We start from the raw sequence: 22,231 nt of genomic DNA, 5'->3' as shown, positions 1-22,231 counted from the left end.
AACAAGAAAACCAGGCCGTCGAAGCCCTGCTTCTGCTATCCCGGTATAACTCTACCTCTGGAGACGCTGTGATGAACGATGTCATTTATCAACGCATAGAAAAAAGCGCCCGATTTAAAGAACTGGTCAGAAAACGCCAGAGCTTTGCCACCCTGCTGTCCCTGATTATGCTGGTGCTCTACGTCGGTTTTATCCTGCTGATTGCTTTTGCTCCCGGCTGGCTGGGCACGCCGCTGCATGACGGTACTAATGTCACGCGCGGCATCCCCATCGGCATCGGACTGATTGTTATCTCCTTCGTGCTGACCGGCGTTTACGTCTGGCGCGCTAACGGCGAGTTTGACCGCCTGACCCGTGAATTACTGAACGAGGTGAAAGGATGAAACTACGCCGTCTAACGCTGGCTCTGCCAGCCCTGCTGCCTTTCGGTGCGCAGGCTGCCGATGCGATTACCGGTGCGGTTGAACGCCAGCCCACCAACGTTGAAGCCATTGTCATGTTCCTGATTTTTGTGGCTGCCACGCTGGGCATTACGTACTGGGCTTCCAAACGCACTCGTTCCCGCAGTGATTACTACACCGCCGGCGGCAATATTACCGGTTTTCAAAACGGGCTGGCGATGGCCGGGGACTTTATGTCTGCCGCCTCGTTCCTTGGCATTTCCGCGCTGGTTTATACCTCCGGCTACGATGGCCTGATTTATTCACTCGGCTTCCTGGTCGGCTGGCCGATTATTCTGTTCCTGATCGCCGAGCGCCTGCGCAACCTGGGCCGCTACACCTTTGCCGATGTGGCCTCCTACCGCCTGAAGCAAAAACCTATTCGCACCCTCTCCGCCTGCGGTTCACTGGTGGTAGTGGCGCTGTACCTGATTGCGCAGATGGTCGGGGCCGGTAAGCTGATCCAGCTGCTGTTTGGGCTGGACTACCACGTTGCGGTCGTGCTGGTCGGCATTCTGATGGTGATGTATGTGCTGTTCGGCGGCATGCTGGCCACCACCTGGGTGCAGATCATCAAAGCCGTACTGCTGCTGTTCGGTGCCAGCTTTATGGCCATCATGGTGATGAAAACCGTCGGGTTCAGCTTCAATAATCTGTTTACCGAAGCGATGAAGGTCCATCCGAAAGGCATTGAGATTATGCGCCCCGGCGGGCTGGTGAAAGATCCAATATCCGCGCTGTCGCTCGGTCTTGGCCTGATGTTCGGTACCGCAGGGCTACCGCATATTCTGATGCGCTTCTTTACCGTCAGCGATGCCCGCGAGGCGCGTAAAAGCGTCTTTTACGCCACCGGTTTTATGGGCTACTTCTACTTCCTGACCTTCATCATTGGCTTCGGCGCGATCCTGCTGGTCGGTGCTAACCCGGCCTTCAAAGATGCTGCCGGTGCACTGATTGGCGGCAACAATATGGCCGCGGTTCATCTGGCCGACGCGGTTGGTGGCAGTATGTTCCTCGGCTTTATCTCAGCGGTGGCCTTCGCCACGATTCTGGCGGTGGTAGCCGGGCTAACCCTCGCGGGCGCATCGGCGGTTTCCCATGACCTTTACGCCAGCGTGTTCCGCAAGGGCCAGGCGACCGAGCGTGAAGAGCTGAGAGTATCCAAAATCACCGTGCTGGTGCTCGGCGTGGTGGCGATTGCGCTGGGCATACTGTTTGAGAAGCAAAATATTGCGTTTATGGTCGGGCTGGCCTTCTCGATTGCTGCCAGCTGTAACTTCCCGATTATCCTGCTATCAATGTACTGGTCAAAACTGACCACGCGCGGTGCGATGGTCGGCGGCTGGCTGGGGCTGATTACCGCGGTCGTCCTGATGATCCTCGGCCCGACCGTTTGGGTACAGGTGCTGGGGCACGAGAAGCCGGTTTATCCTTATGAATATCCGGCGCTGTTCTCTATGCTGGCAGCCTTTATCGGCACCTGGCTGTTCTCCGTCACCGATAACTCAGCGGAAGGTGCGCAGGAACGTCTGCGCTTCCAGGCTCAGTTCGTCCGTTCACAAACCGGTATCGGCATTGAAGGCGGAAAAGGGCATTAACCGATCGCTACAGGGGCGGGCCGGATGCCTGCCCCATCACGGATAAGCCACGGCCTGGATGGATGATTAATGATCCAATTTGGCAAGTTCATCTTCCGACAGGCCGGTAATGTCTGCTACCGTCTGCCGCTCGAATCCCTTCACCAGCATTTTTCGCGCCAGCGATCTTGTGACATCCATCGCCCCCTCAAGGCGGCCTTTTCTCAGCCCCCTTTCCATGCCTTGTTCAATCCCTTTTTCCTCTCCCTGTTCAAAAAAAAACTGATTACCGTTCTGCTCAAACCATTCTGCCAGCCTCATCATTCCCTCCTTGTATCCAGACGTTCGGCGAGACAACTCCTGAGCAAAAGCATGCGGGGAGGGCGTCCTGCCAACCTGTAACATATAGTTGAACAGCGGTTTCAACTGTTCCTCGCCAGTGTAGCCAGTGAACATTAGCGTGACCAACGGCTCCAGCAATTCCATGAGATCGCGCTGGCGAATATGCTTCTGCAGCAGTTCCAGTATCGCCATTCGGCGATGTTGCATGATTTCATCATCCGCAATAACCGTCACATCAACAAGTGGGAAGTCTCCACCGTAGAGCTGAGCTGCCCGCTGCGGATCGCTAAACGCCTGCAGCCAGCTCATCGAATAGGGATAAGGCGTGACCCGACCGTGATAAAAAAGTATCGGCACCACCAGCGGCAGAGTCTCATTTCCGGCATCAAGATGGCGCTGCATGACGGCAATGGCGTAACGCATTAATCGAAAGGCCATCAGCCTGTCGGGCGTACTTTGATGTTCAATCAGAGTGTAAATATAGCCCTCACCGTTGAGGGTTTTGACCGTATCCACGTGGCCTAATATCTTTTTAAAAATCGCATCATGCGGCGTTGGCGTTTGAGTTCCTTTCATCACCGCAAGATGATTTATTTTTCAGAGGCGGGAAAGGCGTTTTTTTATTTATTCTCTGCGCCTGAGGCAGCGCTTCCTTTTTTATGCAAACGGTATGCATTCGATAATAAAAAAACCGAGCGCTGTCCGAAAGTCATCATTTAATATTTCAGTTAAAACCGCCGGGAGGATATTTTAAATTTAAAAGAACAGCAGAATAAACGGGACGAAAACAGGCTCAATGCCCATTCTCACCCCGTTCAGCTTCAGCCGCGCAGGTTTGCGCGATTCGAAGTGTAAGCCTGGCCGATTAGAAGTGCAGCGCGGCACCGACGTACGGACCGTCGGCCACGACGTTGTCTTTACGACCGTCTTTGCCGTTCATGGTCATGTACTTGTAACCCACATTCACATCAATCAGCGAAATCGGCTGGAAGCTAACACCGGCAGAGGCTTCCTGGTAGTTATCGATATGGCTAGAGAAGGAGTCAGGCGAGTAGAAGTACTGGCCGTAGACATTGAACATTTTGGTAACCGGCACCTTCACACCGCCACCAACGGCGATGGCGTAGCCATCTTTGGTGTCTTTCGGGTTGGTGGACATGGCTTTGATGGTTGGGGAAAGCATTACATCACCGATCGCCACGTTATAGCCGAGACCCAGGCTGCTGACGTTGCCATCATGATCGCTGCGCAGCCAGTCACCGGATAAGGCAAAACCCGGAGTACTGGTGCCCAGGCCGACGTGTACGTCGGTGTAATCTTTGCCGACGCTCACGCCGCCATCAATCGCCTGAGCCGTTCCTGCCAGCGCCAGCAGCGCCAGAGCGCCGGTTGTCATTGCCACTTTTTTCATTGTTCTCTCCCAATTAATTTTACTCACGCCTGAAAACGGCGGTGGTGCAGCGTAAACCAACTGTTTTAAGAATTATATGAGAAAGAACTAAATGGTAATAAATTTGATTAATCTTACAAAAGAGTGAGTAACCAGATATTTCCGTCAGGCGCTGACCCACATTACATGGCCGACTATCGGCGCGATAATCACCGTCAGCACCCCGGAGAGCATCATCACCAGGCTGGACACCACGCCCTCCTGCGGACCGAGTTCGTAGGCACGCGCGGTACCGGCACCGTGAGAGGCAGCGCCGAATCCTGCGCCTTTCGCCATGCCCTGTTTGATCGCCAGGCGCAGGAACAGCAGGTCACCGACCGCCATGCCGAAGACCCCGGTGATCACCACAAACAGCGCCACCAGATCGGGTTTGCCGCCCAGCTGCTCGGCGGCCGCCAGCGCAAAAGGCGTGGTGATCGAGCGCACCGCCAGGCTACGCTGGATCTCCTCCGGCAGCGTCAGCAGGCGCGCCAGCCACACCGAGCTGCAGATTGCCACCAGCGTGGCGGTAATCACCCCGGCAGTCAGCGACAGCCAGTGGCGGCGGATAATCGCCGTGTTTTCATAGACCGGCACCGCGAAAGCCAGCGTTGCCGGGCCGAGCAGCCACAGCAGCCAGCGGCTTTCGCCAATGTAGTCCTGCCAGCTGATATGGGTGACCACCAGCAGCGCCACCAGCACCATTGGCGTCATCACCAGCGGCATCAGCAGCAGACGATGCCAGCGGCGATACAGCCGTTTATTAGCAAAGTAAATCAGCAGGGTTGCGGCCAGGCACAGCACGCTCAGGACAAAATCATTCATGGTGCTGCCTCTGCTGTTTACGCGCGGCCAGCCACAGCTCAAAACGGCTGACCCGATCGACGACGATGCTGGTTGCCGCCAGCACCAGCAGCGTACTGAGGGTAATCACCAGCAGGATACGCCAGCCCTCAACGCGCAGCAGTTCGGAGTAGTTCACCACCGCTACGACCGCCGGAATGAAGAACAGCAGCATTTCGGCCAGCAGCCAGTTAGACCCGGCTTTCACCCAGCCGATGGGCAGGATGCGCAGCATGATCATCGCCAGCAGCAGCAGCATGCCGACGATATTGGCCGGCAGCGGGAGGTGCAGCCAGCTCACCAGATGTTGTGAAAAAACAAACAAACCGACATACAGTATCACCTGTAGCGGAACCTGAACCCGTAGTAGCCAGCCCGTTTTCACCGGGTCTGTCATGGTGGCCATCGCTTTATTACCCCTTTGGCAGCAATTTTGCTGTGATTATTATAAAGGGGTAACAAAGCGTGAAAAAAATGACTTAATATTATTCCAACTATGCCAAACAGGAATGATTATGGACGTTCGCGCCCTGCGCTATTTTGTTGAGGTTGTCCGCCAGCAAAGCTTTACCCGGGCCGCCGAACAGCTGTATGTCACCCAGCCGACCATCAGCAAAATGCTGCGCCAGCTGGAGGATGAACTCGGCTGTACCCTGTTGATGCGCGAGGGCCGCAAGCTGCACCTGACCGATACCGGCCAGGCGGTCTATCAGCGCGGGCTGACCATTTTGCAGGAGTTCAAGCAGCTGGAAGCGGAAATCAGCGATCTCAACGAGCTGAAAACCGGCGAGCTGCGGCTGGGTATTCCGCCGATGGTCGGCATGCAGATCGCCGGGTCGATCTCCGCTTTCCGTCAGCGCTATCCCGGCGTGGAGCTGAAAATTTCCGAATTCGGCGGCCTGACCGTGCAGCAGGCGGTGCTGTCAGGCAGCCTGGATATCGCCATGACCGCCCTGCCGGTGGCCGACGATCTGCCGCTTAACGCACTGCCGCTGATGAGCCATCCGCTGTGCGTGCTGGTGCCGCGTACCGAAGCCTGGCTGCGGCGCACGCACCTCAAACTCAGCGAACTGGCCGGGCAGCCGATTCTGATCTACAACGAAGAGTTTTCCCTTAACCGCCAGCTGATGCGCGCTTTTCAGGCCAGTGGCTTCACGCCGCAGATTGCCGTACGCAGCGGGCAGTGGGATTTTCTGGCGGCAATGGTGCAGGCGGGGATGGGCGTAGCTATCCTGCCGGAACCGATCTGCCAGCGGCTGGATAAAAGCCAGCTGCTGTGGCTGCCGCTGGAGTCGGACCTGGTGTGGAAGCTGGGGCTGATCTGGCGGGAGGGAAGCTATCTGTCGCGCAGCGCCCAGGCGTGGATTGCCTGCTGCCGCGAATTCTGGCCGGACAGCACGCCCGGGCTGACGGTTTAACGCCATAAAAAAGGGCGACCCTTTCGACGGTCGCCCTGTTCAGGCTTACTCTTCTTTTTCGCTCAGCAGCGTTTCCAGCAGGTCAAGGTCGTGCAGCAGCTTGTGCATCGTTTCGTCGCTGATCTGCTGCGTGGCACGCAGGTGATACAGCTCGCCACGCTCGGCACGCAGGCCGGTCAGGCGGAAGCGACGTTCCAGGTTTTCCGCATACAGCGCGCGCTCCAGATCCTCTTTGCCATCCACCCGGCGGCGCAGATTACCAATCACCCGCGAACTGACCTCTTTCAGCAGCTCAGGATCGAGCGCTTCTTCGCTGTCGGCCAGCAGGCGCTCTTCCATTTTGTACAGACTTTCAATCGCCGTGCCGGCCATCACCGCCCGTGCCATCTGCACTTCACGGCGGTGACCGGTTTTATCGGTCCCTTCAATCCCACGCAGCAGCAGCGGTAAGATCACCACGCCCACCAGCAGGGAGAAGAGGATCACGCCGGTCGCGAGAAACACCAGCTCATAGCGTGCCGGGAAGTCGTTGCCGTTGCTTAGCAGAAGCGGAATCGACAGCACGCCGGCGAGGGTAATTGCACCGCGCACGCCGGCGAAGGAGGCGATCAGCAGCTCACGGGTGGTATAGCTGGAAAACTCCATCGGGCGTTTTTTCAGCATATGGCGGCTGATGTAACGCATGCCCCACAGCCAGCCAAAGCGCACCAGCATCAGCGCGGCATAGATGGTCACGACGGAGGCAAACAGCGCCCACAGTTCGACGTTCGGATCGGCATCGGCCTGACGCACGGAAATCTCCAGAATGCCCGGCAGCTGCAGGCCCAGCATCAGGAACACCATGCCGTTAAAGACGAATTCCAGCATCTGCCAGGCACCGTTGGCGCGCAGGCGCATGGCCAGCGGTGCCTGACGGATAATGCCGGAGCGGGAGATGGTCATCCCGGCGGCGACCGAGGCCAGAATGCCGGAAACGCCAATGTGTTCCGCAATCAGGTAGGAGGCGAACGGCAGCAGCAGCAGCAGCACGGTCTGCGTTGCCGGGTCGTCACCGCTCCAGCGGCTGAACAGGCGCAGGGATTTACCGTACAGCCAGCAGATAGCGATACCCGCCAGCAGGCCGCCAATCGCCACCTTGAGGAATTCCAGCGACGCGCCGGAAACGGTAAACACCATCGTGCCCATCGCCACCGCGACGGCAAACTTCAGCGATACCAGGCCCGATGCGTCGTTCATCAACGCTTCGCCCTGCAGGATCGCCATAATTTTTTTCGGGATGCGCCCTTCCCCAACAATGCCGGACAGCGCCACGGCATCGGTCGGTGACAGTACCGCCGCCAGAGCAAACGCCGGGATCAGCGGGATGCCCGGAACCAGCCAGTAAATCAGGTAGCCAATCCCCACCACGGTAATCAGTACCAGCACCAGCGCCAGGCCGATAATCTCGCGCCCGTGGTGCAAAAACTCACTGGTGGGGGTCTTCCAACCGTCGGCAAACAGCAGCGGCGGGATAAACAGCACTAAGAACAGCTCCGGGTCAAAATCGACATGCAAACCAAACGTCGGCCAGGCAAGCAGTGCGCCCACGGCGATTTGAACCAGCGGCAGGGGAATTTGAAATGGGATCATTCGCGCGGCGACGCCCGACAGCGAAACGACCAGCATCAGGATCAGGATGGTAAAGAAGATTTCCATGTTTTCCTTTATTTATCTTCCAGTTGTGTGCAGGTGAACGCCGGCAAGGCAAGAGCCATGCCCTATCCGGCAGCGCCGTAAGACACTGGTTATAGTAAAGCAAATAAATAAACTGATGAAAAACAGGATGTGCGTCGAGGGGAAAATTCAGTGACATCTGAAGGTGGGGCCGAAGATTTCGGCCCCGGAACAGGATTAAATCGCCCAGCCGCCCGCGTAGAAGGCAACCAATATTACCGCGATAACCACGGTGCCGATATTCAGCTTGCGCCATTCACCGGCCACAATGCGGCCAATCACCAGCGAACCGAAACCGATCATAATGCCGGTCACAATGTTGCAGGTCAGCACGATAAATACCGCGGCCAGCAGGCCGGACATCGCATCAACGAAATCATCGAAGTCGATTTTCGACACGTTGCTCAGCATCAGCAGGCCAACGTACATCAGCGCCGGTGCCGTCGCATAGCCCGGAACCAGATACGCCAGCGGCGACAGGAACAGGATCAGCAGGAACAGCACGCCAACCACCACCGCCGTCAGGCCGGTTTTACCGCCCGCCGCCGTACCGGCCGCAGACTCGATATACACCGCCGCAGGCGCTGCGCCCACCAGACCGGAGAAGATGCTGCTCACCGAGTCGCTGGTCAGCGCTTTACCGCCGTCGATAATCTGATTGTTTTTATCCAGCAGATTCGCCTGACCGGCAACGGCGCGAATGGTACCGGTGGCATCAAACACCGCCGTCATCACCAGCGCCAGCACGCTTGGCAGCACCGCAGGCTGCAACGCGCCGAGAATGTCCAGGCTGAACACCAGCGAGTTGCCCTGCGCATCGCTCAGGCTCGGCATGGCAAACAGGCCCTGGTATTTCACTGAAGGATCAAAGATCAGCCCAATCACTGAAATTCCGATAATGGTTAACAGGATGCCACCGGGGACGCGGCGTTTTTCCAGACCAAAAATCACCGCCAACCCCAGCAGCGACATAATTACCGGGAAGGAGACGAAGTGACCCAGCGCTACCGGCAGGCCCGGAGCCGGGTTTTTTACGACCAGGCCAACGCCGTCGGCGGCAATCAGCAGCAGGAACAGACCGATACCTACGCCAGTACCGTGCGCCACGCCCATCGGTAAATTGCGCAGTATCCAGGCGCGAATCCCGGTTGCGGAGATCACGGTAAACAGGATACCCATCAGGAACACCGCGCCCAGCGCAACCGGCACGCTAATCTGCTGACCCAGCACCAGACTAAAGGCGGTGAAGGCAGTCAGGGAGATGGCGCAGCCGATAGCCATTGGCAAATTCGCCCACAGTCCCATCAACAATGAGCCAAATCCGGCAACCAGACAGGTGGCAACAAATACCGCCGTCGGTGAGAAACCGGCTTTGCCCAGCATGCCCGGCACCACAATGACCGAATACACCATGGCCAGAAACGTGGTCAGACCGGCCAGAACTTCGGTACGCACGCTGCTACCGCGCGCGGATATTTTGAACCAGGTGTCTAACGTACCACCGGCCGGTTTAGAAGGAGTCGACATAGTAATCCCCTGAAATTTCTTATGAACTATTGCTGCGTGGCACCGTTGAAGCAAATGGACGTAAACGTTTGCGTCTTCGATGCAATATTCACGAGAAAAAGAATAAGGTTTCCTTTTTTCGTGTTTATAACCGCGTAATTTAGATGCTTAATTAAAAGGCAAACGATTATCCAGCGTTTAACGGTCTGTTTTCAACACCTGTTCACGGTTATCTTTATTTATTCCATAATCGGCAACTCGGTGATTCAACGTGAATCCCGGCTTAAAAGAAACTTTATAGAGATACGCGGTACGGCAAAAATAGCGCTTTCTTATGAACAGCTGAGAAAGCGCGAAAAATCCGTCAGGAGAGAGTGATTTCACCGCCCTTTTGCAACGCACGCTGCCAGGCACCGCGATGCTGAATTTTATCCAGCCAGTTTTGAATCGCCGGGCTGTCTGCACGACCACCGCGCGCGGTCAGCGCCAGCAGTGGAAAGCTCATCTGCACGTCGGCAATGCTGAAGCGGCTGCCGGCAAACCACGCATGCTGCGCCAGGTGCTGCTCGATGAACTGACGATGGGTGGCCAGCTGCTTGTCCAGATACGCTTTCTGCACCCCTTTGCCAAACGCGCTGCCAACCGGCCTGAGCAGCCAGGGCACCGGCGCCTGGCCCATCCGACTGAATATCAGTTTCATCACCAGCAGCGGCATCAGCGATCCTTCGGCGTAGTGCAGCCAGTAGCGCGATTGCAGCTGCTCCTCTTCTTCTATTAAAGTCAGCCTTTCTTCGTCGTCATAGCGCGACTCAAGGTACTCCAGAATCGCGCCGGACTCGGCAATCACCCGGTTGCCGTCGGTGATAACCGGTGATTTCCCCAGCGGATGGATTTTTTTCAGCGCTTCGGGGGCCAGCATGCTCGGCTCTCGCTGATAGCGCTTGATCTGATAAGGCACGTCCAGCTCTTCCAGCAGCCACAGTACGCGCTGCGAACGGGAGTTGTTCAGATGATGTACGGTGATCATGCTCGCTCCTGTCAACGCCAAACCTGAAGTATAGGTTTGGCTCAGCTGCTTTTCACATCCAGCAGGATCGCACCGGTCCCCTGCTCGCTCAGTCGGTCATTCGGGTTACGCAGCGGGCAGTCTTCCATGGAGAGGCAACCGCAGCCGATGCAGCCATCCAGATCGTCCCGCAGGTGGGTGAGCATTTCGATACGGCTATCCAGCTCGTCGCGCCACTGCTTCGACAGCACTGCCCACTCTCTCGGCGACATGCGTTTTCCCGGCGGAAACTGCATTAAATTGTCGCCGATTGTCGCCAGCGGAATGCCGATGCGCTGGGCAATTTTGATAATCGCTACCCGGCGCAGCACGTCTCGCGTGTAACGGCGCTGATTCCCTGCGTTGCGATGGCTGCTGATTAATCCTTTGCTTTCATAGAAATGCAGCGCAGAAACTGCGACACCGCAGCGCTGCGCCACGTCGCCGGGGGTCAGTTCACGCTTGTTGGGGGAGTTGCCGCTTTTTTTCATTTAGCTCTTTACCTCAAGTTAACTTGAGGAATTATACTCAGCCTCCATTGAAAGGGCGAGATGCGTGTTCCATCGTGCCCATCCGTTTCTGATACGTCAGTTGTTATGACGGCCAGATTTGACGCAGAACCAGGGAGAAAAATGTATGCATGATGACATCATCCGCACCCTTACCGACTGGATCGAAAGCAATCTTGATAAAACGCTGTCGATTGATGAAGTGGCGGCCAAATCGGGCTATTCGAAATGGCATCTACAGCGCATGTTCCGCACCGTAACCAAGCAAACGCTGGGGGGCTATATTCGCGAGCGCCGCCTGACGCTGGCGGCAGAAGAGCTGCGGAAAACCCAGCGCCCGGTGTTTGATATCGCCATGCAGTATGGCTACGACTCACAGCAGACTTTTTCCCGCGTGTTCCGCCGTCAGTTCTCGCAAACGCCGACCGCCTATCGCCACACTATGCGTCGTCAGGCACTCCAGCGCGGCAGCTGGAATTTCGACTGTAGCGACTTTGCGATCAGCGGCTTCGCGCGCAGCAGCAGTAAAGCCAGCACCGTCTGCAACTGACCCGCCCGGGTCAGCACGGTGCCGCCTCTCCCTCCGGTGGCACCCCGGGGGTCAGCTCCCAGAACGACGGGGACAAGAACCAGCCACCACCCCGCTGTTTAATCTGATACATCGCGCTGTCCGCCTGGGCAAGCAGCACCTCAGTACTCTGATGATGCTTGCCTAAGGCAACACCAATACTCAGCGTCTGAGGTAATAGCGTACCGTCACCCAGTTTTACAGGCTGCCGCATCTCGGCGGTGATATCCCGCGCTACCTGCGCCGCCTGCTCTTCGCGATCGATTGACGTCAGCAAAATGGCAAACTCGTCGCCGCCGAGCCTCGCCACCAGATCGTCTTTACGCAGCCGGGCCCGTAGCCGCTGAGCGACAACCCTCAGCACCCTGTCGCCCGCCGCATGGCCGAACCGATCGTTGACCTCTTTGAAGCGGTTGCCGTCGATAAACAGTACGGCGATGCGCTGACGCTCCCGAAGATCCAACCAGCGTTTCTCCAGCTGATAGGTGAACACCGCGCGGTTGGGTAAACCGGTTAGCGTGTCGTGCAGCGCCTGATGGGCAAGCGTGTCATTCTCCCGCGTCAGGTGATGATGCCAGCGCTCCAGCTCCGCATTGAGCCGCCGGGTGAGGAAGCTGGCAATCAGCCCGCTGACCAACAGCGCCACGCTGAGCAGCAGCAGCAGCGGCCACAGATAGAAGGGCAGCTGCCCGCCCTGATGGGGTTTCTCCAGCGCCATCGCCAGCAGAGAAATCAGCCCCGCCAGCAGCGAAACCACAGCAATAATGAGGTGGATGCGGTGGAATGATTTCCGCAGCGTCGGCAGCGTGCGCGACGGTGCGGCGGCAGCTGAGCTGCCATCACGATCGATAGTCACATTGCGTCCCTCCCTGAAAGCGGCCCTCAGGCCGGCTCCCGCAGCGCTTCGACCTGCGTAATACGCCCGTCGCTATCGTGATACACCCGTAGCATATCGCTGCCGCTCAGCAGGCTGACATCCTGCTGGCTGATGTCAAAACTGCGTGCCACCTCTACCTGCTCCAGTCCTGGCCTGCGCCGACGGCGCTCAATGCGAAAACGCAGCTGGTTATACTTGGCCCAGCCGATCAGCAGCAGTGCATTAAACAGCCCGATGCCAATATACAGCGTCAGCGTACTCAGCCCGGAAACCAGCGGACGCGGGCCACTGAAGGGCATGGTTTGCAGGACTTTGAGCAGCCCGGTGGTAAACAGCCAGATAAATCCGCCCCAGCCAAACAACGTCAGCACAAAATCGATAGCGCGCGGCACCCAGCCGCGCGGGGTGAAAATCAACGGATTCGCCATAGTTATTATCCTTTTTCGATGCCGCGATCGGGGCTTTCCCAGCGGGCGCGCTGCTTTCTGGAGCGCAGCATCACTTTAGGGAACGCCACCAGCGTGGTGAACAGACTCAGCATCCAGTAGACCAGCGGATACCAGATGACCCAGAACAGAGAACCGGCCAGACGCGGCTCGTAGCGGCGTTCAATCAGCAGGCTGACGCTAAACTGCAGCAAACAGGTCACCGCCAGCACCATGCCGGTAAACTGCGGCGGGAACAGGTCGTAAACCCGGATACTGTCGGGGATCGGCATCACCAGCCCCAGCAGGAACAGAATGACGCTTACCGCATAGGTGAAGGCCCAGATGGTTGACAGGCTGAATTCAAAGAACAGCGTCCACATCCGGCGATACTCCCAGGACCAGATATGACGCAGATTTTTCAGGAACACCTCGGCTCCGCCCTGCGCCCAGCGCAGCCGCTGGCGCCACAGGCCTTTCAGCGTTTCCGGCATCAGTATCCAGCACAGCGCGCGCGGTTCAAAAAACACCGACCAGTGACGCAGCTGTAACTTCCAGCTGATATCAATATCTTCGGTGATCATGTCCGGGCTCCAGTAGCCGATTTCCGCCAGCGCGCGGCGGCGGAACGCGGCGACCACGCCGGAAACGGTAAACACCTGGCCGTAAACCCGCTGTGTGCGCTTGATCAGGCCGATAATCGAGGAGAACTCACCCACCTGAATTCGACCAATCAGCGTCGAGCGGGTGCGGATACGCGGATTACCGGTCACCGCCCCCACGCGCGGATTATTCAGCAGCGGTGCCACCAGCCATGCAGCGGCGTCCCTGTCCAGCAGCGCGTCGCCATCAATGCACACCAGGAAGTCGCTGCGCGCGGCGGCGGCTCCGGTCTGTAGCGCAATCGCTTTCCCCTGATTAGCCGCCAGGTGGATCACCCGCAGTTTGGGGTGGCTGACAGCCATCGCATCCAGCACGGCGGCGGTGTTGTCTTTGGAACCGTCGTTAACGGCGATCACTTCGATATTGCTGTAGCGCTGGCCCAGCGCCGCCAGCAGCGTCTCCTCGGCGTTAGCCTCTTCGTTGTAGCAGGGAACAATAATCGAAATCAGCGGATTCCCCTCCAGCTCGGGGGCCGCGACGTCTTTCCCCCACTTCCAGTGGCGTTCGCGATAAAACCAGAAATAGAGCCCGCCGGTCATCCAGATACCGGACATAAACAGCGGCCAGAAGAAGACAAAGTTCAGCATCACTTCACCGGTATAAATCACCGTAATACCGAACGGTATGCTCAGCACCAGGCAGAGCATCAGAAAGGCAAGAATACGATCGATCATGGCAGCGGATACCAGGTTGATGAAAACACGGGACGGATGTCGTTCAGCGCGGGGCTGTCGTTAAGGAAATCATCCGGATAGTAGCCAAAGCTCTGCGCACCGCTGGTTTGCAGCTGTTTCATCCAGCTCGCCAGCTGTGCCGCCGGGATAGCGCCGTGCTGTTCCGGCTGCCGCCAGTCGCGGGACTGCAGCTCAAAGACGGTCTTCTTCAGCGCGCCGGGGCGGCGACCCACTTCGGTCACCAGCTTGTCCAGCCAGGCGTTGCTTTCCGGCATCGGCACTTTTTCCATCAGCGGCATCGCCATCGGCGCAACCCAATCATAGGCCTGCAGGAAGTCGTCAAGATTCTGCGCAAACCACGCTTCGCTCTGCGGTTCCAGGATCGGCAGGGCAAAGATATTGCGCGCGGTTTTCACCTGCGGCCCGCGAATAGCCCGCACGTCAGCGGTCAGCTGGCGGGTGAAGTCGATCAGCGTGCGGCTCTTGAAGCGCGTCCAGCGCTGGAAGGTGGCAGGATCGCGACGAATATCGGCGATCGATGCCGGGAATCCGGCGGCCTGATAGGCGCGCATAGCATCCAGGCTGGCATCTTCATCATCGGCGAGCACTGCGTCATCGTGGTAGATGATCCCGCTGAACACCGCGTGACTGGCGAGATCCTGGTAGATCTCGCGAATACGATCGCGGGCCACTGCGCTGTACGGCGACAGGCGCTGATACTGCTGCCGGTCCACCCGGGTCTGCCCGGTTTTCAGATCGATTTTCTCCACGCGCGGCAGCGATTTATCCAGATCGAAGGCCAGCACCGGCATCCAGGCATACACCTCAGCGCTGGTGCGGGTGGCGATCTGCCACGCCACGCGGTTAAACAGATCCTCGCGTACCGACAGCCAGCGGTTGGGGAAATAGAGCTCATGCACCAGCCCGTCACCGTCAGGATCGGCGAACGCCTGTAAGAAGACGGTGTTCGCCCCAGAGTCGGCCACGCGCTGGATCAGCTTGTCTAAATTACGCGCCTGCTGCTTAGGATCGGCATCGTAGACGTAGTCGAGGTCGACATGCATCACCCGCATGTCGCTGGTTTCCTGCACCTCCACCACCCGCTGGGCAAAGCTTTCCAGGCTGGGGTTGTTAGCAATCAGCAGGCGCGGCACGTTGTCCAGCGCATCAACGGAAGCCAGCCCGTCATCCAGCGTCATCGCCATCTGGTAGCCGTGCTGGCGCACGATGCTCAGCGCTTCACCGCCGGCGGCACCGTAAGGCCAGACCCAGACGCGCGGCGCTTTGCCGGTGGCATCGGTAATGCGCTGGGTGATTTTAGCCACGTCGGCGTTCACCCGCTGGCGATACTCGGCACCGGTTTCATAACGCTGCTGTTTGGTGTCGTAGCGGCGGTTCACCGCATACGGCTCGCTGTTGCCCTGCGGGTTGGACACCTCGCCTTCATGCTGGGCATAAGTATGTGCGCCGATTTCAACCAGCCCGGAGCGCGACATCTCGGCGATTTGCTGCCAGGTGGTGAAGCGATCGCGCGGCGTCATCAGCCCGCCAAAGTTCACCGGCTGCCCGGCGGGAGTATCGATCCAGCTGCCCACCGGGGCCAGCACCGCGTGCCAGCGGTACGCCTGCAACAGCGGCCAGACGCGGCGATAAAAACTGCTGTAGCCATCGTCGAAGCTGAGCAGTACCGCTTTTTCCGGCAGCGGCTTGCCACCGGCTTTGGCGGTGAGGATCTCGTCCACCGACACCGGGTGGTAGCCGTTTTCCCGCAGCCAGGCGAACTGGTCGTTTAGCGCGCTGCTGCGCACCGACAGGTAGCGCTGATCGGCGGACTCATCCTCCACGTCGTGATAGGCGAGGACAATAAAGTGATTTTTCGGCCACGGCTTTTCCGCGGCTGACAGCGGTCGGTCAGCGGGAGAGAGAAAGCGCGGGCGCTCGGCCTGACTGCATCCGTTTAGCAGCAGCGCAACGGGCAACAATAGAAGAAGCATGAACAAACGCATCGTCTGATCCTCAGAATCGGTAGTTCATATCAAATGAAACAGAAAGGTTTTTCTCGCGGACGCCGTCATACGGGCGTTTATCCCACGTCAGCTTGACGCCGGTATCCAGCACGTCGTTCCAGCGAACCCGCTGGCCGTAGCTGACCGTGGTCACCGCGCCGCTGCCCTGCCCCTGCTGCCAGTAGGCACCGGCACCCAGCTCAACCTGCTGACTCCATTCGGTCTGATAGTGGCGATACATCAGGTGATCGAGGCTCAACGCAGGCACCACCGCCAGATCCCGCGACGGGCTGTAGTACGGCGTATCCGTTTTGCTGTTGTGGCTGCCGCTGATATTCGGCGTGAAGTCGAGGGTATAGCGCGCGCCCGAGGTCAGCCGCTCCGAGCCGTCAACCGACCACTCAACGCGGTTGTTACCGTCCGAAAACCAGGAGGGCGCGACGGAAGCCTGCCATTCGCGGCGTTCGCTCTGCCGCCAGCGCGCCCAGAGATTACCGCCGTTGACGGTGATGCCGTTGCGCAGTGCCTGTAGCGGCGCTTCACGCATCAGCCGCTCCGCGCTGCCGCCGATGCGCCAGCTATCGCTAAAATCGTGCCAGCCCGACAGCCGCGCACCGATTTTCTGCCCGCTGCCGTAGCGCTGGCCGTTCAGCTCCGCCTCCGCCCAGTTGTCGCGCACGCGATACTCCACGCCCCCGCGCACGCTGCGGTTAATCCCCCTTCCTTCGCTGAATTCGCTGTCGGCAAACGACAGGCCGGTGAAGACCCGCCAGTTCTCTTCGATGGGCGGACTGTAGAGCAGCGCGTCGAGGGAGAGATCGTTAGCGCCGCTAACCGGGCTGTCGGAGTTGATGCCGTGTTCACCCTGCACGCGCAGCTCGGCGTAGCGATGCACATCGCGCAGACGATCGAGCCGCTGCGTGCTGCGGCTTTCCGGCTGGCGCTCGATCACGTCATCCGCCAGCAGGTCGGCCTGCCGCCACTCCTGAAGCTCCAGCGCGGTCAGCCCCTGCTGCGTTTCCAGCCCCAGACTGCGCGGCTCCATGCTTTCCACGCGCTTCAACTCGGCTTCAGCCCGGCGCGGCCAGCCGCGGGTCAGCCACAGGCTGGCTACGTCGATCTGTAATCCCTGATTTCCCGGCGCGGTGCGCGCCAGATGTTCGGCCTGCTGCTGTGCCGCTGGCAGATCGTCATGCAGCAGTGCCGACTGAACCTGCAGCTGCTGTGCATCCAGCCAGTCGTCGTTAGGCACCCGTTCCGGTGAACCGAAAATATTGAGCAGATACGGGCTGGAGGCAACAAACCGATCGCTCTGCCGGCGTGCGGCTTCGGGCTGCTCATCTTCGGCCAGCGCATAGAACAGATCGCTCTGTTCGGTGCGGCTGAGCGGACTGGATGAGGTTTCCGGCGACAGCGACTGATAGAGTGCCACCGCGCGATCCGGCTGGCGCAGCCAGAGGAAGGCGGCCGCCACCCAGCGGCGGGCGTAGGTCGGGATCACCGTACCTTCCGCCGTCAGCCGCTGGTACTCATCCACCGCTTCCTGCATCCGGCTGCGGGCCACCAGCGCACCCAATCTGTCGATGCGCGCCTGCTGATAGTCAGAATGAGCGGCAGGGTCGTGCTGCCAGGCCGCCAGCAGCGGCTGATAGTCGGCCAGCGCCCGATCGGCGACGGTAAAGCGCTCCGCTTCTGAGCGGCTGGGCGCAAAGGCAATACGTACTTTTTCCGCCGCGGCATCGCGCTGCAATCTGCGCAGCTGCGCCGCATCGGGGCTTGCGTGCGCAACCTGAAGCAGCGCCGGGCCGCTGACCCGATTGAGGGAGAGCACATTCAGGTAGTTTTGTTCAATCTGCCGATCGCCCGCGAAGCGCAATTCCGCCTGGCTGGCGGACTGTAGCGCATCCTCTTTTTTCCCGGCGGCAAACTGCACGTAGGAGAGGTCGAGCCAGCGACGCGCGTTAGCAGCCTGTGCGACACGCTGCTGCGCCAGCGGCAGGGCTTGCGCACTGCGGCCGGCATCGGCCAGGGTCATCAGATACCCGCTGTGCAGATCGTCGTTGCCCGGCTCGCGGGCCAGCGCCCGCTGCCAGAGCGTCAGCGACGGCTGCCACTGGTGCAGATTGCGCAGCGAACCGGCCACCGCCTGCAGGCCACGCACCGGCAGCGTTACCCGCGTAGTGTAGCGCTGCCATATAGCTACGACCTGACGATCGTTCCCGGCCCAGTTGGCAATCTGCAACCAGTCGGCTATTTCACCCGCACTCAGCGTTCGTCGTGCGGCTTCACCGTCGAAGAATTGCAGAGCAGGAGCATTGTTCCCCTCGCGAGCGGCAACGATCAGGGCGTCATAATTCTGCGCCGCCGCCAGCGATGGCAGGGCGCTGAAAGTGAGTAATAACGCGACCGTTTTTTTCCGCTGGTGTGGGCGGCATTTCAACCTGGAAAAGCAACAAAATAACACGGCAACTCCTTTATTATTTTACTTATCCGTACAGGTGTATTGTTGGGTTTATTATTTATTTAATTTTTTAGGGTGAAGGAATCCCCACCCGAATTCGGGTTTCGGGAAAATGGGGAGACGTATCATTGGTGATTAAAATCCTACATAGCATTGGGGTCTTGTACAACTTTTCAGACTTAAGATTCCTCTTAAACCTTTGTAATCCAGGATTATTTTCTGAAATTTTAAAACAATAAATTATTTATTTTCAATAAATTACCAAACTCACCATACCAGTTGAAATAAGACTAATCCCGCCACTTTCTGCAATTTAGAAAAAGACGCTTGTTCAAAAAATGAAAAAATAAATTCATATCAGAGTGATTAATCATTGTTGTCATGAATATTTAATCGTGGAAATGACAGCCACAAAACTCCAGTAATAAATGGATCTGATTTTCACCGCACGCTCTTAGTTGATTCACTGCTTTTATGCAAAGTGAAAAAGCCTTTTTCGATGGGCAAATTTAATCACCGTGATAAATTTCATTCCTTTTGATTAAGAAAAACCCGGCATACCGCATAACGATAGGGTGCTTTCCACGAGGCAAAAAACTGTCATATCGTGCGTAAATTTCGTTCAACTTTTAAAAACCGATGATATAATGTGACCGTCGTCACACTTCCTTGACCTTTGATGTCAGTCCGGAAAGAGCCTACCTGGCAGCTCTTGTTCCGCTTTCGGTGATGCCGCTTCCAGTCTGTCAGGACCGATCATCGTGGAGTTAAACATGGGTACGATTACTGCCAGCGTTATGCTGATGAGATGGGAACTGCTGAGTGCAGTAATGATGTTTATCGCCAGCACGTTTAACGTGCAGTGCCGTAAAGCCAGCCGCAACGCCATGGCGTTCGTCTTCACCGGCATCGGCATTGGCATGTCGTGCTGGTTTGTGACCGGCCTGCTGGGGATGACCCTGAGCATGGAGAATTTATACAACTTCTGGCATATCACTAAAGACGTGTTTATCAACGTCATGAGCCAGACGCCGCCGGACTGGCCGATGCCCTGATTTCCCGGCCCGATGAAGCCACCTTCATCGGGCTGTATTGTTTTCATTTCCCCCTTCACTTCCTCTTCTTTGCTACTTTGTTAAAACTGCGTGGAATTACCTCTGCTCTAAAATAACCCTCACCGCAATAATCCGAATCAGAGTTTATTTTTAAATCCACAGGAATTTTCCTAATCGCATATCGTGAAATACTGATATAAAATAGCCGAACTACCTCAGCACGAATTAACTCCAGTTATTATCGCCATATTATAGTTAAGAAAGGTAATAGCATTTATGAGAAAGTCACGATATACGGCAGAACAAATCAGCAGAGCAATTAAAGATTCAGAAGAAGGTATTAAAGTTAAACAAATTTGTGAAAACCTCGGTATTTCTGAAGCGACCTTCTACAGTTGGAAAAAGAAGTACGCCGGATTAAATTCAGAACATGGAAGAAAAATCAAAGAATTAGAAGAGTCACTGCACAGCCTGTCGCGCGAACTGCAGCTGATTTCCTCCGATAAAGAACTGCTTCAGAGTATTGTGAAGAAATTCTTCACCACCGGCGATAAGCGTAAAGCGGTCACCTTTCTGCAGGATACCCACAACGTGGGAACCCGCCGCAGCTGCCGCCTGCTGAATATCAGCCGCAGCGTTTATCACTACCCTTGCAGCTGTGACAGTCAGTAGTCTGCTGACAGCAGAAATTATTTATCACTCTTTAACATTAGCCACCGACCGGGCAAGTAATATGCGGTCGGTGCTAATGTTTTCGCTAAAGTTAACGCAGCATACTGTCTGATGATTATTCGTTCAGCGGCACAATCCGTGGCTGAGGCTTAATCCGCATCGCCACCACCACCCCGCTAATCAGGCAGATAATGCCGCAAAACGTCAGCAAAGGTGGCCACGCCTGGCGCAGGGCAAAGGTGTAGGCCAGCCCGGCCAGCGTTTCAAATACGATTAACGGCCCGAGCAGCACCGCAGGCAGGCGCTGGCTGGCTTCATTCCAGCACAGCGTCCCCAGCCACGAGCACAGCAGCCCGATAGCCAGCATAAGCGCGATAAATACCCCCGGCTGCGGGCCAAACGGCAGACTAAACTCAGGCTGCGTCAGATGCAGCTGCCCCATCACCAGCAGATAGCCCAGCAGCGCCAGCGGCAGCGTTGCCAGCCCCTGCGCGGTTGCCCAGGTACCGGGGCGCAGCGTCGGATGCTGCCGCAGCCAGCGCGAGTTGCGCAGCGGATACCACGTCCAGCAGATAACCGCAGCCAGCGCCAGCGCGATACCGCTGAAATAGCGCCACGGGTCGAACTGCTGCCCGGCCCCGCTCATCTCAGCCACGTTAACGCAGGCCAGCCCGCAGACGATCAGCAGCAGTGCAGGAGCCAGGCTCCGCCAGCTGAGCCGGCCATCATCGCCGCCGTAAAACAGGTTGGCGCAGACCGCAATCACCACCGGCAGCGTGCCGATAATCATCGTGGAAACCGGCGCGCCGGTACGCTGGATAGCCGTCGCCAGAAAGGCGTAGTAAAGCAGATTCCCCACCAGCGTCAGCTTAAACGCTTCCCGCCAGTCATCCCCCGTCAGACCGCGCAGGCGCTGACGATCCTGCCAGGCCAGCGGCAGCGCAATCAGCCCGAAGGCCAGATAGCGGCCCATGGACTGCAGGGTTCCCGGATAGTCCGGAACCAGCAGCGGCCCGACAAAGATCAATCCCCACATCAGCCCCGCTCCGAGGGCAAATAAAATTCCCGCTAACATCGTTCACTCCAGATAGCACACAACAGCAATACCGTATTATGACGGGGGATGGCACGGCGGGGATTGTAGCAAATTGCGCTAACCGCTCTGGCGGACCTGCTTCTGATAGCGGGCGGGGGTGATGCCATAACGGGCGGCAAAACTGCGGGTCAGATGTGCCTGGTCGGTCAGCCCGACGGCGGCGGCAACCTCGGCTGAGGGCATGCCATCAATCAGCAGCTGACGGGCGTGATAGAGACGAAAAGCCATCAGCATCTGATGCGGGGTGACGTGATACTGCGCCTTGAACTGACGCTGGAAATGATAAGGGCTGAGCGACATCAGCGCGGAGAGATCGCCGAGCGTGATACGTTCCGCCAGATTATCGCGCAGATAGTCGCGTACCCGATCGAAGCGGTGGCGGGCCGAAGTCTCTGAGGGGCAAACGTTACGGGCGTGGGGGCGCAGTACGTCACAGAGCGACAGCAACAGCCCATCAATCGCCAGAGCATCGTCCGTCTGCCACAGCCGGGAGAGGATCTGCGAAACTTCGCGCGCGTGCTGCGGGTGATGGCGCACCGCGCGGTCAAACCACCAGCCCGATTCACCGGTCAGCTCGGCCAGCCGCTGCGGCTCAAGGTAGATCATACGATACTGCCAGCCGCCTTCGCTGGCGGATTCGCCGGTATGCAGCTCGTCCGGATTCATTAACACCAGCGAGTCGACCGGGGCCAGGTGCTGTTCACCGCGATAGCGAAACCGCTCGGCACCGATGTCGATCGTTCCGATGCCAAACGCTTCGTGGGTGTGTGGCTCAAAGGCATAGTGCGTGATGTGCGCACGATACAGCTCTACGCCCTGCACGCCGGGCAGATGGCGGAAGCTGGCGCGGTCCTGCTCGTAGCAAAACTGTTCCGGTACACCTTCCACTGTCGCCTCCTCGCTGAAAAATCG

The 22,231-nt window shown here is 57.7% G+C and carries 21 protein-coding genes; 6 read left to right on the top strand and 15 right to left on the bottom strand.

From position 1 onward, the window contains the following. Positions 1 to 71 precede the first annotated feature (71 nt). On the top strand, positions 72 to 383 hold the full coding sequence (locus IBT46_RS00800; RefSeq protein WP_105592198.1) for a DUF485 domain-containing protein: 312 nt from the start codon (positions 72 to 74) through the stop codon (positions 381 to 383). Continuing rightward, entirely contained in the window at positions 380 to 2,038 is a 1,659-nt protein-coding gene (actP, locus tag IBT46_RS00795) for a cation/acetate symporter ActP (protein ID WP_200543130.1), read from the top strand. Before IBT46_RS00800 ends, actP begins: the two co-directional genes overlap by 4 nt. Positions 2,039 to 2,104: 66 nt before the next feature. On the opposite strand, the gene IBT46_RS00790 is transcribed toward actP, so the two are convergent. The 4 genes from IBT46_RS00790 to IBT46_RS00775 form a co-directional block, all read right to left on the bottom strand. After that, the gene (locus IBT46_RS00790; RefSeq protein ID WP_200543129.1) at positions 2,105 to 2,935 is read right to left on the bottom strand and encodes an Rpn family recombination-promoting nuclease/putative transposase; all 831 of its coding nucleotides are present in this window, start codon (positions 2,933 to 2,935) and stop codon (positions 2,105 to 2,107) included. A gap of 289 nt (positions 2,936 to 3,224) precedes the next feature. Further along, complete coding sequence (locus IBT46_RS00785; RefSeq protein ID WP_105592201.1) at positions 3,225 to 3,770, bottom strand: YfaZ family outer membrane protein; 546 nt, start codon at positions 3,768 to 3,770, stop codon at positions 3,225 to 3,227. A 144-nt stretch (positions 3,771 to 3,914) separates the two neighbouring features. Continuing rightward, positions 3,915 to 4,613: an LrgB family protein gene (locus tag IBT46_RS00780; RefSeq protein ID WP_200543128.1), complete on the bottom strand. Its 699-nt coding sequence runs from the start codon at positions 4,611 to 4,613 to the stop codon at positions 3,915 to 3,917. Then, the gene (locus IBT46_RS00775; protein ID WP_200543127.1) at positions 4,606 to 5,037 is read right to left on the bottom strand and encodes a CidA/LrgA family protein; all 432 of its coding nucleotides are present in this window, start codon (positions 5,035 to 5,037) and stop codon (positions 4,606 to 4,608) included. Before IBT46_RS00775 ends, IBT46_RS00780 begins: the two co-directional genes overlap by 8 nt. A gap of 109 nt (positions 5,038 to 5,146) precedes the next feature. Between IBT46_RS00775 and IBT46_RS00770 the strand changes: the two genes are divergently transcribed. Continuing rightward, positions 5,147 to 6,049 (top strand): LysR family transcriptional regulator, encoded by a 903-nt coding sequence (locus tag IBT46_RS00770; protein WP_200543126.1) that lies wholly within the window; start codon positions 5,147 to 5,149, stop codon positions 6,047 to 6,049. A gap of 45 nt (positions 6,050 to 6,094) precedes the next feature. On the opposite strand, the gene IBT46_RS00765 is transcribed toward IBT46_RS00770, so the two are convergent. The 4 genes from IBT46_RS00765 to soxR all read right to left on the bottom strand — a co-directional run bounded on the left by IBT46_RS00765 (position 6,095) and on the right by soxR (position 10,804). Next, positions 6,095 to 7,744, bottom strand: coding sequence for a Na+/H+ antiporter (locus IBT46_RS00765; RefSeq protein WP_200543125.1), 1,650 nt, complete (start codon positions 7,742 to 7,744; stop codon positions 6,095 to 6,097). Between the two features lie 195 nt (positions 7,745 to 7,939). Continuing rightward, positions 7,940 to 9,289 carry an NCS2 family permease gene (locus tag IBT46_RS00760; RefSeq protein WP_200543124.1) on the bottom strand — a complete coding sequence of 450 codons (1,350 nt, stop codon included), beginning with the start codon at positions 9,287 to 9,289 and terminating at the stop codon, positions 7,940 to 7,942. Positions 9,290 to 9,632: 343 nt separating this feature from the next. After that, complete coding sequence (locus tag IBT46_RS00755; protein WP_200543123.1) at positions 9,633 to 10,295, bottom strand: glutathione S-transferase family protein; 663 nt, start codon at positions 10,293 to 10,295, stop codon at positions 9,633 to 9,635. A gap of 41 nt (positions 10,296 to 10,336) precedes the next feature. Beyond that, positions 10,337 to 10,804 carry a redox-sensitive transcriptional activator SoxR gene (gene soxR / locus IBT46_RS00750; RefSeq protein WP_105592207.1) on the bottom strand — a complete coding sequence of 156 codons (468 nt, stop codon included), beginning with the start codon at positions 10,802 to 10,804 and terminating at the stop codon, positions 10,337 to 10,339. Between the two features lie 145 nt (positions 10,805 to 10,949). Here soxR and soxS point away from each other — a divergent pair, with 145 nt between their 5' ends. Beyond that, on the top strand, positions 10,950 to 11,372 hold the full coding sequence (gene soxS / locus IBT46_RS00745; RefSeq protein WP_200543122.1) for a superoxide response transcriptional regulator SoxS: 423 nt from the start codon (positions 10,950 to 10,952) through the stop codon (positions 11,370 to 11,372). 10 nt (positions 11,373 to 11,382) lie between these two features. Here the strand turns inward: soxS and IBT46_RS00740 are convergent, their stop codons facing one another. The 5 genes from IBT46_RS00740 to pgaA are packed head-to-tail and all read right to left on the bottom strand — an operon-like array spanning position 11,383 to position 18,499. After that, positions 11,383 to 12,246: a diguanylate cyclase gene (locus IBT46_RS00740; RefSeq protein WP_200543121.1), complete on the bottom strand. Its 864-nt coding sequence runs from the start codon at positions 12,244 to 12,246 to the stop codon at positions 11,383 to 11,385. A gap of 26 nt (positions 12,247 to 12,272) precedes the next feature. Continuing rightward, positions 12,273 to 12,695, bottom strand: a complete 423-nt coding sequence (gene pgaD, locus IBT46_RS00735) for a poly-beta-1,6-N-acetyl-D-glucosamine biosynthesis protein PgaD (RefSeq protein WP_200543120.1) — start codon at positions 12,693 to 12,695, stop codon at positions 12,273 to 12,275. Between the two features lie 5 nt (positions 12,696 to 12,700). Then, entirely contained in the window at positions 12,701 to 14,029 is a 1,329-nt protein-coding gene (pgaC, locus tag IBT46_RS00730) for a poly-beta-1,6-N-acetyl-D-glucosamine synthase (RefSeq protein WP_200543119.1), read from the bottom strand. After that, on the bottom strand, positions 14,026 to 16,023 hold the full coding sequence (pgaB, locus tag IBT46_RS00725; RefSeq protein WP_234479905.1) for a poly-beta-1,6-N-acetyl-D-glucosamine N-deacetylase PgaB: 1,998 nt from the start codon (positions 16,021 to 16,023) through the stop codon (positions 14,026 to 14,028). The genes pgaC and pgaB overlap by 4 nt, the downstream gene beginning before the upstream one ends. Before the next feature lie 22 nt (positions 16,024 to 16,045). Then, entirely contained in the window at positions 16,046 to 18,499 is a 2,454-nt protein-coding gene (gene pgaA / locus IBT46_RS00720; protein ID WP_370569357.1) for a poly-beta-1,6 N-acetyl-D-glucosamine export porin PgaA, read from the bottom strand. 770 nt (positions 18,500 to 19,269) lie between these two features. On the opposite strand from pgaA, the gene IBT46_RS00715 reads away from it, so the two are divergent. Together IBT46_RS00715 and IBT46_RS00710 are read left to right on the top strand one after the other, a co-directional pair. After that, positions 19,270 to 19,551 carry a YjcB family protein gene (locus IBT46_RS00715; RefSeq protein WP_123331848.1) on the top strand — a complete coding sequence of 94 codons (282 nt, stop codon included), beginning with the start codon at positions 19,270 to 19,272 and terminating at the stop codon, positions 19,549 to 19,551. Positions 19,552 to 19,827: 276 nt separating this feature from the next. After that, positions 19,828 to 20,223 carry a transposase gene (locus tag IBT46_RS00710; protein WP_200543117.1) on the top strand — a complete coding sequence of 132 codons (396 nt, stop codon included), beginning with the start codon at positions 19,828 to 19,830 and terminating at the stop codon, positions 20,221 to 20,223. Between the two features lie 115 nt (positions 20,224 to 20,338). Here the strand turns inward: IBT46_RS00710 and IBT46_RS00705 are convergent, their stop codons facing one another. After that, positions 20,339 to 21,298: a DMT family transporter gene (locus tag IBT46_RS00705; protein WP_200543116.1), complete on the bottom strand. Its 960-nt coding sequence runs from the start codon at positions 21,296 to 21,298 to the stop codon at positions 20,339 to 20,341. Positions 21,299 to 21,376: 78 nt separating this feature from the next. Next, positions 21,377 to 22,207, bottom strand: coding sequence for an AraC family transcriptional regulator (locus tag IBT46_RS00700; RefSeq protein WP_200543115.1), 831 nt, complete (start codon positions 22,205 to 22,207; stop codon positions 21,377 to 21,379). Between the last annotated feature and the right edge of the window lie 24 nt (positions 22,208 to 22,231).

This window comes from Erwinia sp. S38 (assembly GCF_016624545.1).
Classification (GTDB): domain Bacteria; phylum Pseudomonadota; class Gammaproteobacteria; order Enterobacterales; family Enterobacteriaceae; genus Erwinia; species Erwinia coffeiphila.
Note: the sequence above shows the minus strand (reverse complement) of the source record. Positions and strands in the feature narration are given on the sequence as shown.